The sequence below is a fragment of the Pseudomonas fluorescens genome (assembly GCF_019212185.1).
In the GTDB taxonomy this organism is placed as follows: Bacteria; Pseudomonadota; Gammaproteobacteria; order Pseudomonadales; family Pseudomonadaceae; genus Aquipseudomonas.
This window is the reverse complement of the sequence record NZ_CP078138.1, coordinates 1,908,012-1,923,371: the sequence shown is the minus strand read 5'-3', so window position 1 is coordinate 1,923,371 and position 15,360 is coordinate 1,908,012. Positions and strand designations below refer to the sequence as shown.

Genomic DNA, 15,360 nt, shown 5'->3' with positions numbered 1-15,360 from the left:
AGGATCAGATCATTTCCTCGCCGCCCTTGCCGCCGAGCACAATCTCTCCGGCTTCGGCCATACGGCGGGCGATGGTGAGAATTTCCTTCTGTGCAGTCTCGACGTCGCTGACGCGCACCGGGCCCTTGGCCTCGAGGTCGTCGCGCAGCAGTTCGGAAGCCCGCTTGGACATGTTCTTGAAGATCTTCTCCTTGACCCCTTCGTCCGAGCCCTTGAGGGCCAGCACCAGCACGTCGGAGGAGACTTCGCGCAACAGCGCCTGGATGCCACGGTCGTCGACGTCGGCGAGGTTGTTGAACACGAACATCAGGTCTTCGATCTGACCGGACAGGTCTTCGTCGACTTCGCGGATCGAGTCCATCAACTGGCCTTCGATCGAGCTGTCGAGGAAGTTCATGATGTCGGCAGCGCGCTTGATCCCGCCCAGCGTGGTGCGCGAGGCGTTGGAATTGCCGGAGAACTGCTTCTCGAGAATCTGATTGAGTTCCTTGAGTGCCGCCGGTTGCACGGTGTTCAGCGACGACACGCGCAGGATGATGTCCAGGCGCACCTTGTGATCGAAGTTGCCGAGCACCTCGCCAGCCTGGTCGGGGTCGAGGTAGGCGACGACGATGGCCTGGATCTGCGGGTGCTCGTAGCGGATCACATCCGCCACCGCGCGCGGCTCCATCCACTTAAGGCTGTCCAGGCCGCTGGTGTTGCCACCCAGCAGGATCCGGTCGATCAGGCCGTTGGCCTTGTCCTCGCCGAGGGCCTGGGTCAGCATCTTGCGGATATAACCGTCGGAGCCAACGCCGAGGCTGGTCTGGTCGCCGACGATGTCGACGAACTCGCTCATCACCTGCTCGACCTGTTCGCGATGGACATTGCCCATCTGCGCCATGGCCACGCCGACCCGCTGCACCTCTTTCGGGCCCATGTGCCGCAGCACTTGGGCGGCATCGGTTTCACCCAGGGACAGCAGCAGGATCGCGGCTTTGTCGACCCGGCTGAGTTTGGCGATCGCGGCTCGGTTATCACTCATCTGCGTTAATCCACTCTTTCACGACCTGGGCCACACGACCCGGGTCTTCGGCCACCAGGCTCTTGATTGCATTCAACTGAGCGTCATAGCCTTCGCTCGGGCTTGGCAGCAGGATGCTTTGCGGACCGCCGAGGCTGACCCGGTCGTTGCCCAACTCGCCATCCAGGCCACCCATGCCACCCAGTTCGGCGTCGCTGCCGATGCCGGCCAACTGGCGACCCTTGCCGCCGCCGGTGATGTTGTTCAGCACCGGACGCAGCACGCCGAACACCAGCACCAGGATAAACAGCACGCCGACCACCTGCTTCACCACGTCCCAGAACCACGGTTGGGAGTAGAACGGGATTTCGGCGATGACTTCCCCGCGCTCGGCGGAGAACGGTACGTTGATCACACTGACACTGTCGCCACGGCTGGCGTCGAAACCGACGGCGTCCTGCACCAGCCGGGTGAAGCGCGCCAATTCATCGGCGCTCCACGGCGCGCGGCTGGTTTCGCCATTGGCCGCGTTGACCTTGACCTGATCGTCCACCACCACCGCCACCGACAGTCGATTGAGACGGCCTTGCTGCTGCTTGGTGTGGCTGATGGAACGGTCGAGTTCGAAGTTCTTGGTCGACTGCTGGCGCTTGTCCGCCGGATAAGGCGCGAGCATCGGCTGGCCGGTGGCCGGGTCCATGATCTGCTGGCCGTTGGCGTCGAGCAGTGGCTGGCCGGGCTGCACCATGCCGCCGGCTGCCGCGGCACCACCAGTGGTCTGCGGTGCCGAGGCCGGTGCCGGTGGCTGATTGCTCAGGGCGCCGGGCACACCTTGTGGGCCATTGCTGGCGGTGCGTTGTTCGCTGGTCGATTGCTCGCTGCGCAGCGCCGGCTGATCCGGGTTGAACTGCTCGGAGGTCGACTCGACCGCGCTGAAATCGATATCGGCGGAGACTTCCGCCTTATAGCGATCATTGCCCAGCACCGGTTGCAGGATGTTGTGCACCCGCTGGGTGAGCATGCCTTCCATGCGCCGGCTGTAGTCGAACTGCTTGCCGGCCATGGTCAGCGCGGAGGTTTCCGCCTGGTCGGAGAGCAAGGTGCCCTTCTGGTCGACCACGGTGATTTGCGATTTGCTCAGCTCAGGAACGCTGGTGGCGACCAGGTTGACGATGGCCACTACCTGGCTTGGCTCCAGCGAGCGTCCGGAATACAGCTCCACCAGCACCGAGGCGCTGGGCTTGCGTTCGTCACGCACGAACACCGAGCTTTTCGGAATTGCCAGGTGCACACGGGCGGCCTTGACGTTGTTCAGGCTGGAAATGGTCCGCCCCAGTTCGCCTTCGAGGCCGCGACGGTAACGGGTCGCCTCCATGAACTGACTGGTGCCCAGGCCCTGGTCCTTGTCGAGAATCTCGAAACCGATATTGCCGTCGGTGGGCGTGACACCGGCCGCGGCCAGTTTCAAACGCGCACGCGGCAGGTCGTCGGCCTTGACCAGCAAGGCGCCGGAATTGGGTTCGACGGTGTAAGGAATGTCGGCAGTGGCCAGGGTGTCCATGACCTGCTTGGCATCCATCCCCGCCAGACTGCCGTACAGCGGCCGATAATCGGGCTGTTGCGACCACAGCACCACGGCAAAACCAATCGCCACGCTGGCTGCCAGGCCGACCAACAGGCCGACCTGACGCAACATGGTCATCTCGGAAAGGTTTTCCAGGAAGGACAAGCCGAACAGCGGTGGCTTGCCGTCCGCTGCATTGGCCTTGGCCGGAACGTTATCGGCGACTGCTTCTGCCATGAGTCAATCTCGTCCTTAAACCGGCATCTGCATGATGTCTTGGTAAGCCTGGACCAACTTGTTGCGGACCTGGGTCAGCGCCTGGAACGACACGCCGGCCTTTTCCTTGGCGATCATTACGTCCGTCAGGTCGACACCGCTCTTGCCGATCTCGAACGCCGTGGACAACTGGGTCGAGGCCTGTTGGGTGGCGTTGACCTTGTTCACCGCCTGACCCAGCATGTCGGCAAAGCTGCTCCCCGCCTCTTGCGGCGCGGCAACGGCTTTTGGTGCGGCCATGGCGTCCATTTGCATGGCGCGCATGTCCAGCATCAACCGATTAAATTCAATTCCTTGGCTCATGACTGCTCTCTCTGACGACCCGCAATTTTTTGACACTCACGCAGCGGGTAGGGAGGTGTTAGCAACAAGGGTGCCAGCTCGATGACGGGGTTTGAAAAACGCTGCTGGGATTGCCGTCAAATACCTGACCAGTTGCACGCGGGGGACGGCGATCTACTGTAGGAGCGAGTCGGCTCCGGGCGGCGTTCCGACGAAGAGCCTGAGGGCGCCGCGTACATTCAGGATGCCCGTGTCATCGTTGACGACCATCGCGAGCAGGCTCGCTCCTACAGGGATCTCACCACCCACAGAATCCGCGTGTATCGCAGAAGCGGCATCACTCACGTCGCAAACAAATACCCCTCCACATCCATCCCTGCATCGCGCATCTGCGCCAGCTTGTAGCGCAAGGTACGCGGGCTGATGCCCAGCCGTTCGGCAGCTTCCTTGCGCCGCCCGCGTTCGGCGCGCAGGGTGTCGATAATCATCTGGAATTCCCGGCGGCGCAGGTCGTCGCCCAGCGCACCGGCGGACTCAGCCTCGACCGCCGCCGGGCGTGCCGCCATCGTGCTCGGCGCAATCACCGGCAACGGTGCACAGGCCACCGGTCCGGACAGGCAGAAGTCCTGCGGCTCGATCACTCCGCCCTGCTGCAGAATCAGCGCACGCTGGATGGCGTTGTCCAGCTCACGCACGTTACCTGGCCACGGATAGCCGACCAGGCATGCCTGCGCCTGTTTCGAGAGCCTGGCGTGGGCGTGCTGCATTTTATTGACGTGCTTGGCCAGCAGGCGTTCGGCCAGCGGCAGAATATCGGCGGTGCGTTCGCGCAACGGGCGCCAGGCCAGTGGGAACACCGAGAGCCGATAGTAGAGGTCTTCGCGAAAGCGTCCCGCCGCCACTTCGCCAGCGAGGTCACGGTTGGTGGTCGCGACCACACGAATATCCAGAGTGATCGGCTTGCGCGCCCCGACCCGCTCGACTTCACGCTCCTGCAACACCCGCAGCAACTTGGCCTGCAGGCCCAGGGGCATTTCCGAGATCTCGTCGAGGAGGATGGTGCCGCCATCGGCCTGTTCGAATTTGCCGGCCTGGGCGGCGATGGCCCCGGTGAAAGCGCCCTTTTCATGACCGAAGAGCGTCGCCTCGAGCATGTTGTCCGGAATCGCCGCGCAGTTGATCGCAATGAACGGCTGACTGGCACGTCGCGAATGTTGGTGGATGTAGCGAGCCAGCACCTCTTTGCCGGTGCCCGATTCGCCGGAAATCAGCACCGTCGAATCGCTGCGCGCAACCCGCGCCGCTAACTCGAGCAATTGCGCACTGGCCGGCTCGAATGCCACCGGGCCCTCGCAGCTGTCCAGGCCACCCAAGGCATGCCGTTCCACCAGATCAAGGAGCGCCCTGGGCTCAAACGGCTTGACCAGATAATCCGCCGCGCCCTGGCGCATCGCGTCCACTGCACGCTCGACCGCGCCGTGGGCGGTCATCAACAACACCGGCAACTGTGGATGCCGGACCCGCAGCGCACTGAGCAATTGATGGCCATCCATGCCCGGCATGTTGACGTCGCTGACCACCAGATTGAACGGCTCTTGTGCCGCCCGCTCCAGCGCTTCCTCAGCCGAACCGACCGCACAGTAGTCATGACCGCCCAACAACAGCGTGTCGGCCAATGCCTCACGCAGCGCACGGTCGTCTTCGACCAACAGAACCTTGATTGCCATGCCTTACTCCATGCCTTGCGTATTGCTGAACAACGGCAGGAGCAACAGCGCACAGGTGCCGCGACCGGGCCGCGAGCGCAGTTGCAATTGTCCCTGGTGCGCCCGCGCCACAGCCTTGACCACGGTCAGGCCAAGGCCGGTGCCATTGGTCTTGGTGGTGAAAAAGGGTTCGCCCAGACGCTCAAGCACCGCCGCATCGATGCCGCCGCCATTGTCACTGACACACAGGCGCAGGCTATTGCCCCGGGCATACAGGTGCACCTTCAGGCGCAGCGATGCGTCGCCGGCCTGGATGGCGTTTTCCAACAAATTAAGCAGCGCACCCACCAAGGTGTCGCGATTGCATAGCAGCTCGCCGACATGGGCGTCGCACTGCCAGCGCAGCGGCACGTCCTGGACATGGGTTTGTGCCGCCGCCTGCAGCGACTGCATCAGCGCCTTCGGGGTAACGCGATCGGTCAACGGCAATTCGCCGCGGGCGAACACCAGCATGTCGCGCACCTGATGTTCCAGCTCGTGCAGACGCTCCTTGAGGCGCCCAGCAAAACGCTGCTGGGTCGCCAGCGGCAGCGCCTGCTCAGTCAGATGACTGGCGTAAAGCAGAGCGGCGGACAGCGGTGTGCGGATCTGGTGCGCCAGCGAGGCGACCATTTTCCCCAGCGATGACAAGCGCTCGTGGCGCGCCAATTGATCCTGCAGGTGACGGGTTTCAGTCAGGTCATTGAGCAGCACCAACTGCCCCGGCTCGGCATCCAGGGAGCGCGTGGCAATCGACAGGCGCCGCCCGTCCTTCAGGGAAATTTCATGGCCGTCGTCTTCACGAGGAGCAAAACAGCGGGCGATGACGTGGCGCCACAACTCGCCCTGCAACGGCAGCCCCAGCAGTTCGCACGCCGCCGGATTGGCCTCGCCGACAATACCCTGGCCGTCGATGACGATGACGCCACCAGGCAACAGGTCGAGAAGGTTTTGCAGACGATTGGCCAGGCGCTCTTTTTCCGCCAGTTCTTGCATGCGCTGGGCGCTGACCACCGCCAACTCGCCCTTGAGCTCGGTCACCCGGGCTTCCAGCAGGCTGTAGGAATCGGTGAGCTGGCTCGACATCTGATTGAACAGCGCGAACGCTTGCTCTAGGCCCAGCCGGCTGGCCTGCTCCGGGCTGGACGCATCGAGGGCTGAAGAGATGGGGGCGGCGTGGGGCATCGTGCTCTCTCGCTTGGCTGACCGTCAGTGAAACGGACCGTTGCGAGGGCTGTAGCAATACCCGTGCCGAAAAAAAACCGCTGACTCATCAGCGGTTTGTAAAACAGGCGTCAATCGTCCGCCTGTTCGTCTCCTTCGCGCCGGCTCATGCCGTACTTGCGCATCTTCTCCACCAGGGTGGTGCGACGGATACGCAGGCGCTCGGCAGCGCGAGCCACGATGCCATTGGCATCGTCCAGCGCCTGCTGGATCAGACCCTGCTCGAGGCCACCGAGGTAGTCCTTGAGGTCCAGGCCTTCGGGTGGCAGCAAGGCGTTGGCAGTGAAGTCCGGGGCATGGCCGTTGATGGCCACCCGCTCTTCGAGATCGCTGCGCAGGCTGTCGACCATCTGCTCGTCTTCATCGTCGACGTAGCGGAATTTCTTCGGCAGCTCGACCACGCCAATCACCCCGTACGGATGCATGATCGCCATGCGCTCCACCAGGTTGGCCAGCTCGCGAACGTTGCCCGGCCAGCCGTGACGACACAGCGACATGATCGCCGCCGAGTTGAAGCGAATCGAACCGCGCTTCTCGTGCTCCATGCGCGAGATCAGCTCGTTCATCAGCAACGGGATGTCTTCGACGCGTTCACGCAGCGGCGCCATTTCAATCGGGAACACATTGAGGCGGTAGTAAAGGTCTTCGCGGAAGCTGCCGACCTCGATCATGCTCTCGAGGTTCTTGTGGGTCGCGGCGATGATGCGCACATCGACGCTCTGGGTCTTGTTGCTGCCCACGCGCTCGAAGGTGCGCTCCTGCAACACGCGCAGCAGCTTGACCTGCATCGGCAGCGGCATGTCGCCGATTTCGTCGAGGAACAGGGTGCCGCCGTTGGCCAGTTCGAAACGCCCGGCACGGCTGGTGATCGCCCCGGTAAAGGCGCCCTTCTCGTGGCCGAACAATTCGCTTTCGAGCAACTCGGCCGGGATCGCGCCGCAGTTGACCGGCACGAACGGCGCGTCGCGACGCTTGGAGTGATAGTGCAGGTTACGTGCGACCACTTCCTTGCCCGTGCCCGACTCACCGAGAATCAGCACGCTGGCATCGGTATCGGCCACTTGCTGCATCATCTGGCGCACGTGCTGGATCGCCCGGCTGGTGCCGACAAGGCTGCGGAACAGGTTGGGCTCGCGATGGCGACCGCGCTCGCGGGCCTGGTCGTACATCTCGCGATAGACCTGGGCACGGTGCAGGGAATCGAGCAACTTGCTGTAGCTGGGCGGCATTTCCAGGGTCGACAGCACCCGGCGACGCTGGTCGTCCGGCAACTCGACGGAAGAATTATCGCCCATCAGCAAAATTGGAAGGAACTCATCCCAGCTTGCCAGTGTCTTTAACAGAGCCGACAACGAACCAGGTGCATTGACCGTCCCGATCAGGACGCAGATGACTTCACGACTAGACGACAAAGAGCCGACAGCCTGCTGCCAGTCATGGCTACCGCAGGGTAAATTTTCTTCCCCAAGAAAATTTAAGATCACCGCCAGGTCGCGGCGGCGCACGCTATCGTCATCAATCAGCAGAATTTTGGTTTCACGCCACATGCAATAGCAACTTCCCTAGTCAACTCAATGCCCAAATGAGAGGCAAGCTAGACGCCTGCAGGCACGGTAAGCCTTATAGACGTCTGAATTCCGCAAACAGCCACTAGTTAAGTCAAAAAACCGCGCAGAGTCAAATTTATGGCGCAGGTGCCCGGACAAACTGATTAACCAAAGCGTTAACCGAACAGATGGTAAACCTTTGTGGCACCCTTCGCTTGTCTCATCTGCGCCATTTCGTCGACTACTGCCTGACGCTCATCCTTCGCCACCTCGAGCAACTGCTTGTAGACCAACAGCAGGCTCTCGAGATTTTCCCGCAGCGCCTGCTCATCGACCGGCGCCTCACTGAGCACTTCGTCGACACAACTGCGGCAGGCGACGTCCAATTCGCCAATCGCCGTCCAGTTGCGCTCGGCCAATGCATCGACCAGGGCTTCACGGGTTTGTTCAATGCGTTGCAGGGCTTGGCTCATGCCTTCATCCTCAGGCCCCAGGGCCTATTGCGCGACCTCTTGCGTCGCGATCGCGTCCCAACCACTTTTCAGGGTGATCAGCAGGCGCGCAACTTCGTCGATGATTTCCGGGTCATTGCTGATGTTGGCCTTCAGCAGCTGGGCGCTCATGTAGTCATAGAGACTGGCCAGTTGCTGGATGCTCGCCGGATCCTCGGCCTTCTCTTCATCCAGGCCCTGGCGCAGGCCGGTGATGATGTCGATGGACTTGCTGATCATCAGGCATTTGTGCGCAACATCCCCGCGCTCCAACGCGCCTTTGGCCTGAGCCAGGCGATCAAGCCCACCCTCGTACAGCATCTGGATCAGCCGATGCGGCGTGGCCTCGGAGATCTGCGCGTGGGAATTGACCTTCTGGTACGCACGAAGGGCTTTCATTGGGTTCATGTTGCTACCTCGGTACAGGCCACAGGCGAATGATTGGGTGCTTACCAGTTTTTCGACTGTCGCTACTAAAACTTTAGATGCGGACACAGGCTTGACGGAGTGTTTGAGCACCCCGCACTTATCAGTCCGACTTCGGATTGTTCAGCGAGTTGAGCGTGGTCATGATGCTGGAACTGCTGGCGTTGAGTTGGGCGATCATGGTGTCCATCGCGGTGTATTTAGCGCTCAACGTTTTCTCCAGGGCCTCCATGCGCCGATCCAGTTCAGCCTGCTGGGTGGTGAGGTCGGTCAACTTGGTGTTGAGGTCCGTCACCCGCGTCGCCAGGGATCCGGTAGTCCCCACATAGGACTCGGTCGCCTTGTTCATGCGCGCCACCAAACCGGTATCGCCAGTAAACATCTTGGCGATGTCAGTCGCGCCCTTGACCACGGCCTTGTCCCACGTCTTGTCATCCAGGCTCAGCAGGCCGGTTTTCAAGTCTGTGGTGACGCCCATCTGCGCCAGGCTGCCCACCGAACCCGACCCCGTGCTGTTGACCAGTTCGCTACGCAGACTGTTGACCAGTTGGCGCATCGATGCGTCGCCGGTCAGCGCTCCCGCAGTGGTGGTCGAAGAGTCGCCGGTAGCAGTGACCTTGGTCTGGGTGTTGATACTGGTCATCAGAGCGTTATAGGCAGTGACGAAAGACTGGACCGAAGTCTTCAGCGTGTCGGTGTTACTCGCCACGTTGATGGTGATCGGCTTGTCCTTGTCGCTGGCGACCAAGTCCAGAGTCACGCCGCTGATAGCAGCCGTCACCTTGTTGCTGGTGGACTCCATCGCGATACCGTCGATGGTGTACTTGGCATTCTGCGCTGGAGCGCCCTTGTCATAGCCCTGGACCAGATCCGAATCACCGCTGAGGGTGATATCGGTGTCCACACCTGTGGTGTTGGAGCCAATCACCAGACGCCCGCCATTGGCATCGGTCAAGACGTTGGCGCTGATGCCCTGGGCCGAAAGCTGGGTGTTGATCGACTCGCGAACTTCTTTCAGGGTCGCGCCAGCGGGCACCAGCACATCGTAGCTTTTGTCGCCCTGATTGATCGTCAAGGTCTGGTCGGCACCGCTGGAGTTCGCCGAACCTGTTGCGCCGCCGGCAAATACCTTGCTGGTGACTTTCGAGGCGGTCGCCAGCTCGCTGACCACCACCACGTACTTGCCGCTGGAGGCGCCATCGCCAAGGGTGACCTTGACGTTCTTGTCTTCGGACGAGGTCGCGGCGAGGCCGTTGAAGGCGGACACGTTGTTCAACTTGGCGATCGCCGTCCGGTAGGTCTCCAGCGCACTCTTCACCGTGCCGACGGCCGAAAGCTTGATCGTCGTGTCTTTCTGCTGATCGGTGATCTGGGTTTGCTTGGGCGCCTTTTCAGCCCCCACCAACGCCTTGACGATGGCCTGGGTGTCGTAGCCCGAACCGGGGCCGGAAATCGTTGAACTCGCCATGAGTAGTCTCCTTGTCCTGTGGCTGCCGCTTTATTGGCGCGTGCGCACGTTAGCGGCAGTCAGAATCATATTTCGTGCCAGCTCACACCTTGCTCTGGAACAGCAGGCTGCTGGCATCGCTCAGATTCTGCGCCAGCTTCAGCGCGGTCTCCGATGGAATCTGTCGAATCACTTCACCGCTGTCGGTGGCGATCACTTTGACCACGACCTGGCCGGTGGTGTCATCGATGGAAAAATCAAGGTTGCGCTGACTCGCCTGGACAAACTCGCGAATGTCGGTCACCGCCTTTTCCAGCGCCACGCGTTGCGGCTCTTCGCTGACCTGCCCCTCCGCTTCTTTCGCAGGCCTGGCCTGCTGCGCCTGGACAGCGCCGGGCTGTGGGGTGCCAGCGTGATAAGACGGGTTCAGCTTGATGCTCATGTCCATGTCATCACCTCATAACCGAAAAAACGGAAGGGCACGTACGCGCCCTTCCGTTAGTTAACCGCGGCCGATGTTACTGAAGCAGCTTCAGTACAGCGGATGGCAGTTGGTTAGCCTGGGACAGGATCGCAGTGGAAGCCTGTTGCAGGGTTTGTTGCTTGGTCAGTTCAGCGGCTTCGGAAGCGAAGTCGGCGTCTTCTACACGACCTTTGGAGGCAGTGGAGTTCTGCGAAATGCTCTGCAGGTTGGCCACGGTGCTGGCGAAACGGTTTTGCACCGCACCCAGCTGCGAACGCTGGCTGTCGATCTGCTGCATGGCGCCGTCCAGTGCCTGGATCGCTTGCTGCGAGCTGGCAGCACTGAGGATGCTCAGGTTGGAAACGGTGGTTTCCAGGGTGGTGGAAGAAGTAGTACCGGAAGTCAGACCCAGAGCGGTCAGGCCGGTGCCAGCGCTGCCGTCGGCGATGACGATGTCTTTCTTGGAGAACAGGCCCAGGGTGCCGTCCGAGTTCTTGCTGGCAGTTACGCCGGTGCTTGCACTGTTGATCGAGGAAACGATCGCATCAGTGGTGTCACCTTTCTTGAACTTGACTTCAACGCCGTTCAAGCTGATCGAAGTGTCGGAACCCAGCTTGGCTTGCGAAGTACCCGAGGTCAGACCCAGAGTCGACAGCGCGCCGCTGCTGACGTTTTTCAGGACAACGTCGTTGCCGTCTTCCGAGGTCACCTGGATGCGACCGTCTTTGCCGATGGTGGCGCTGCCGATACCAGTAATTGCGTCGATGTCGCCCAGAACGCTATCAATGTCCGCGCCAGCAGCCCAGGTCACGTCTTTGCCGTTGACATTGACGGTGCCGCCTTGCCCCAGCAAGGTGGTGCCGTCGCTGACGGCGGAAGGAATTTTGCCACCAGCAGCAATGGCGGTCATACCTACAGCCGTGAGGTCAGCCGCTGCACCGGTAACTTCCAGAGTGGAAGTCGAATTGATGGTCAGTTGGTCGGTGGCATCGTCCCAGGACGCAGTCACACCAGAAATGCCCGCATCATTCAGCTTTTGAGCAACATCATCACCCAGGTCGCCGGATGCGAAGTCTACCTTGGTGCCGTTAACAGTAATCGAAGCTGCTGCAGCCAAACCAGTACCTGCAGCAGCAACGTTCAGGGCCGCTACAGCTGTACCAGTACCGGTCGAACCACCCAATACCGAACCAGTAGCGGTAGCAGTCAGACCAGCCATCGCCTTGCCGTTTACAGTGGCTTCGCTGTACTCGCCTTTCAGAGCGGTAGCGCTGATGTCGGTCATGCCGAACGAGATGGTTTCGTTGGCGTTGGCGCCGATCTGGAAGGCGATGTTGCTGAACGAACCGTCCAGCAGGTTACGACCACCGAAAGTGGTGGTGTTGGCGATACGGGTCAGTTCGCCGACTTTCGCGGTGAATTCCTGCTGCAGGGACACACGGTCAGCGTCGCTTTTATCACCGTTCGCAGACTGCAAAGCCAGCTCACGCAGACGCTGCAGGGTGTTGGTGGATTCTTGCATGGCGCCTTCAGCGGTCTGTGCGATCGACACGCCGTTGTTGGCGTTGGCGATGGCAACGTTCAGACCTTTAACCTGGTTGCCCAGACGGTTGGCGATCTGCATGCCAGCGGCGTCGTCCTTGGCGCTGTTGATTTTCAGGCCCGAGGACAGACGGTTCATCGAGTTGCTCAAAGCGTCGGAAGCCTTGTTCAGGTTTTTCTGAACGCCCAGGGAGGTGATGTTGGTGTTTACAGATAAAGCCATGACGAATTCCTCGTTGGTTGGGTGCTGCGGCTTCCGGCCCTGGCAACCGCCGGGTGTGGCCTAGAGAACCTTCGTAATAGTTATCGTCGTGAAAGCACTTTGCTTGAGGGGTTTTTTGCAAATTTTTGGTGGCAGGGTGCCAGCCCTTTGATTTCAAGGGTTTACAGGCAGAAAACTGACGTCAATAAAATGCAAAGCGCCCGAGAGTTTTCACTCCCGGGCGCTTTGCCTTGAGGCCGGTGCAGTAGAGGATCAAGGACGATGGAGAATCGCCGAACCCCAGGACAGGCCTACACCAAACCCGCTGATCGCCACCCGCCTCCAGCTGGAGGCGAACATGTGCTTTTCCAGCAGCAGCGGAATGCTCGACGACACGGTGTTGCCGGTCTCGACCATGTCCTTGATGAACTTCTCCGGCTCGCCTTCGAAGCGCCGAGCCACGGCGTCGACAATGGCCGCGCTGCCTTGGTGAATGCAGAAGGCGTCAATGTCTTCGGACTTGAGGTCCGAGTCGCTCAGCAGTTCGTGCAAATGCGCCGGCACTTTGAGCAGGGCAAAGTTGAACACCTGGCGACCATTCATGAAGAACACGCCGTCGCTGACTTTCAGGTGCGGTGCGCCGGAACCGTCGGTGCCGAACTTGGCCTTGCCCAGTTGCCAGGCAGCGTCTTCGCCCATCCAGGTGGCGGTGGCCGCATCACCGAAGAGCATGGTGGTGTTGCGGTCTTCCGGGTCGACGATCTTCGAGTACGGATCGGCGGTGATCAGCAGGCCGTTCTTCAAGCCTGCGGCTTCCATGAAGCCCTTGATCGCGTACAGGCCGTAGACGTAACCGGAGCAACCCAGGGAGACGTCGAACGCGGCGACGCGAGTCGACAGGCCGAGCTTGTCCTGAACAATGGCGGAGGTGTGGGGCAAGCCCTCCTCGTCGCCATTCTGCGTGACCACGATCAGTACATCGATGGCCTGGCGGTCGAGTTGCGGGTTGCTGGCGAACAAGGCGTTGGCCGCCTCGACGCACAGATCGGAAGTTTCCTGGCCAGCATCCATGCGCGGCAGAAACGCCGAGCCAATCTTGCCCAGAATGAATTCTTCATCCTTGGCGAATTTTGCGCCCTGCGCGTAGTTATCAAGCCCGTTCACTGGCACGAAACTGGCGATGCTTTTTATGCCAATCATTGTGGCTTCCCAAAACAGAATAACTGGAGATCACCGCTCGCACGATCGAGAGGCACTGATAACAAAGGGGTCCGACGCCGAAACAGACGCCAGACACGGGTGCCGAATCCATGAAAATCAACCCAGCAACTACCGGGCACCCGTCCCACTCGTTTCACACGATACAGTGAAGATGCCCTTTATGACTCATAGGTCACTCTATTTTGTGGGCAATGGGCAAAACAGTTGCCGGACGGGAAAGCTGCAGACGGCCGAATGCCGCCGAAAAACTTGTGTCGGCTGAGGGACTTGAAGACCGGAAAGGAACAGTGCGGCAAGGATGACCGGCCGTCACTGCGCACAGTGCCGACCGGTATTGAGGCGGGATCAGAGCTTGTTGAACAGGGTCAACTGGGAAATCTTCACAAATGCCAATTGCGAGGCTTCAAGCATAGCTTTCTGAAACGCCAGCTGGATCGAGGCGCTGGCCATGTCGGTGTTGCCAATGGCCGAAGTAGTCGAGTCGTTGGCCAGGCCCAGGCTGATGTTTTCGTTGGCCTGGATATCGATGGTCTTCAGCCGGGCGCCGATCGAGCCCCGTGCGTTATCAATCCCGGCACTGGCGTTCTGCAGGTTGCCAATGGCCGAGTTGATCGCGTTCTTCTGCTTCTGCTGGGCAACCAGGTCGCCATCGCTCGGCATGGCCAGGGCCTCGCGCAACTGGCTAATGGTATCCAGCGCGCTTTGGGTCTGGTGGTTGTTGGCGCCGATGACAAACTGATCACCAGACTTGACCGCTCCATTGAAGTCGAACTTGACCCCGGCAGCGGTCAGCGAGTCGCCAGCGGCACTCAGGCTGCCCTTGCTGATCGCCTTGCTGTTGCCGGTCAACGGCTGGGAGTAGATTTCATAGTCGGTGTCGCTGATGAATTTGATCACCGCACCGTTGCTCGGGAAGCTATCGCCGTAGGCCTTGGCATCGACCACGCTGGAGCCGGTGATTTGCGCCGTCGAAGGATTGCTCGGCGTGCGCGACGCGTTGAAGCTGTCGGGCTTGGCTTCGAGGGTGAAGACCTTGCCCGCCACCGCAGCGTCCCGGTCCGCCGCAGCCACATCATCGAGGTTCAGGCTGATGTCGAACTTGACCCCGCGCAGGCTGACGCTGTGGGCGCCCTCCTTGCTGGCGTCAAAGGTGCCATTGCCGGGCACTTCCGAGGTCACGTCCTTGCCGGTGGCATCCTTGAGGATGTACTGAGTGCTGCTGGTGAACTCCAGGCTGTACGGTTGGCCGTCGGCAAAGCTTTTGTTGTAAGTCTGATTGGAGGTGATCAGGCCGTCCGAGACCGTGACCTTGCCGTCATTCACCGACGGCGGCTGCAGCGTGGCCTGGGTACGCCCGGTATTCAGCGCACCTTCCATGATGCTCTTGGCGGTGTCACTGGAGGCCATGCTCAGGGTGTCGGATATCTTCAGGTTGAGTTGCGTGTCATCGCCCTGGTAGGTGTAGGTGCCGTCGTTGTTGCGCACATAAGGCGCAACGTCGGTCTTGGAGCCGGAAAACAGGTAATTGCCGGACTCGTCCTTGCTGTTGAGCAGGCTGAACACCTGCTCCTCGATATTGCCCAGCTCGTCGGCGATGGATTTGCGATCGGCGTCGCTGATCACTCCGCCACCGGACTGAATGGCCAACTCACTGACCTTCTGCAAGGCGGTGTTGATGCTGTCGAGCACACTTTCCTGATTGGTCAGGGCCGACTTGATGCTGTTCATGTTGCCCGCGTACTGCAGCAGGGTGTCTTTCTGCTGCTGCAGCTGCAGCAGGCGGGCCGCGCCGACAGGATCATCCGCCGCCGTCTGGACACGTACGCCTGAGTCGATCTGATCCTGAGTCTTGACCACCGACGAGAAGTTGTTCTGGTACTTGGCAGTACTGGTCTCAAAGAACTGGGCCGTGGAGATACGCATCGTC

13 protein-coding genes are annotated in these 15,360 nt (G+C 60.7%); all 13 read right to left on the bottom strand.

Annotated elements, in window-relative coordinates:
• Window positions 1–4: 4 nt before the first annotated feature.
• Complete coding sequence (fliG, locus tag KW062_RS08520) at window positions 5–1,024, bottom strand: flagellar motor switch protein FliG (RefSeq protein WP_027621009.1); 1,020 nt, start codon at window positions 1,022–1,024, stop codon at window positions 5–7.
• Complete coding sequence (gene fliF, locus KW062_RS08515; RefSeq protein WP_105754358.1) at window positions 1,017–2,804, bottom strand: flagellar basal-body MS-ring/collar protein FliF; 1,788 nt, start codon at window positions 2,802–2,804, stop codon at window positions 1,017–1,019. Before fliF ends, fliG begins: the two co-directional genes overlap by 8 nt.
• A 15-nt stretch (window positions 2,805–2,819) precedes the next feature.
• Window positions 2,820–3,146 (bottom strand): flagellar hook-basal body complex protein FliE, encoded by a 327-nt coding sequence (fliE, locus tag KW062_RS08510; RefSeq protein WP_027621007.1) that lies wholly within the window; start codon window positions 3,144–3,146, stop codon window positions 2,820–2,822.
• A 320-nt stretch (window positions 3,147–3,466) separates the two neighbouring features.
• Window positions 3,467–4,852, bottom strand: coding sequence for a sigma-54-dependent transcriptional regulator (locus KW062_RS08505; protein ID WP_027621006.1), 1,386 nt, complete (start codon window positions 4,850–4,852; stop codon window positions 3,467–3,469).
• 3 nt (window positions 4,853–4,855) lie between these two features.
• Window positions 4,856–6,055 carry a sensor histidine kinase gene (locus KW062_RS08500; protein ID WP_027621005.1) on the bottom strand — a complete coding sequence of 400 codons (1,200 nt, stop codon included), beginning with the start codon at window positions 6,053–6,055 and terminating at the stop codon, window positions 4,856–4,858.
• A gap of 110 nt (window positions 6,056–6,165) precedes the next feature.
• Complete coding sequence (locus KW062_RS08495) at window positions 6,166–7,641, bottom strand: sigma-54 dependent transcriptional regulator (RefSeq protein WP_027621004.1); 1,476 nt, start codon at window positions 7,639–7,641, stop codon at window positions 6,166–6,168.
• Between the two features lie 176 nt (window positions 7,642–7,817).
• Entirely contained in the window at window positions 7,818–8,114 is a 297-nt protein-coding gene (locus tag KW062_RS08490) for a flagellar protein FliT (RefSeq protein WP_105754357.1), read from the bottom strand.
• A 24-nt stretch (window positions 8,115–8,138) separates the two neighbouring features.
• The gene (fliS, locus tag KW062_RS08485; RefSeq protein WP_105754356.1) at window positions 8,139–8,540 is read right to left on the bottom strand and encodes a flagellar export chaperone FliS; all 402 of its coding nucleotides are present in this window, start codon (window positions 8,538–8,540) and stop codon (window positions 8,139–8,141) included.
• A gap of 121 nt (window positions 8,541–8,661) precedes the next feature.
• The gene (fliD, locus tag KW062_RS08480) at window positions 8,662–10,026 is read right to left on the bottom strand and encodes a flagellar filament capping protein FliD (RefSeq protein WP_105754355.1); all 1,365 of its coding nucleotides are present in this window, start codon (window positions 10,024–10,026) and stop codon (window positions 8,662–8,664) included.
• 82 nt (window positions 10,027–10,108) lie between these two features.
• A complete protein-coding gene (locus KW062_RS08475) occupies window positions 10,109–10,453 on the bottom strand; it encodes a flagellar protein FlaG (protein WP_105754354.1) in 345 nt (114 codons plus the stop codon).
• A 70-nt stretch (window positions 10,454–10,523) separates the two neighbouring features.
• Window positions 10,524–12,233 carry a flagellin N-terminal helical domain-containing protein gene (locus KW062_RS08470; RefSeq protein WP_105754353.1) on the bottom strand — a complete coding sequence of 570 codons (1,710 nt, stop codon included), beginning with the start codon at window positions 12,231–12,233 and terminating at the stop codon, window positions 10,524–10,526.
• A 252-nt stretch (window positions 12,234–12,485) separates the two neighbouring features.
• A complete protein-coding gene (locus tag KW062_RS08465) occupies window positions 12,486–13,412 on the bottom strand; it encodes a ketoacyl-ACP synthase III (RefSeq protein WP_105754352.1) in 927 nt (308 codons plus the stop codon).
• 366 nt (window positions 13,413–13,778) lie between these two features.
• The gene (locus KW062_RS08460) at window positions 13,779–15,356 is read right to left on the bottom strand and encodes a flagellar hook-associated protein 3 (protein WP_105754351.1); all 1,578 of its coding nucleotides are present in this window, start codon (window positions 15,354–15,356) and stop codon (window positions 13,779–13,781) included.
• Window positions 15,357–15,360 lie beyond the last annotated feature (4 nt).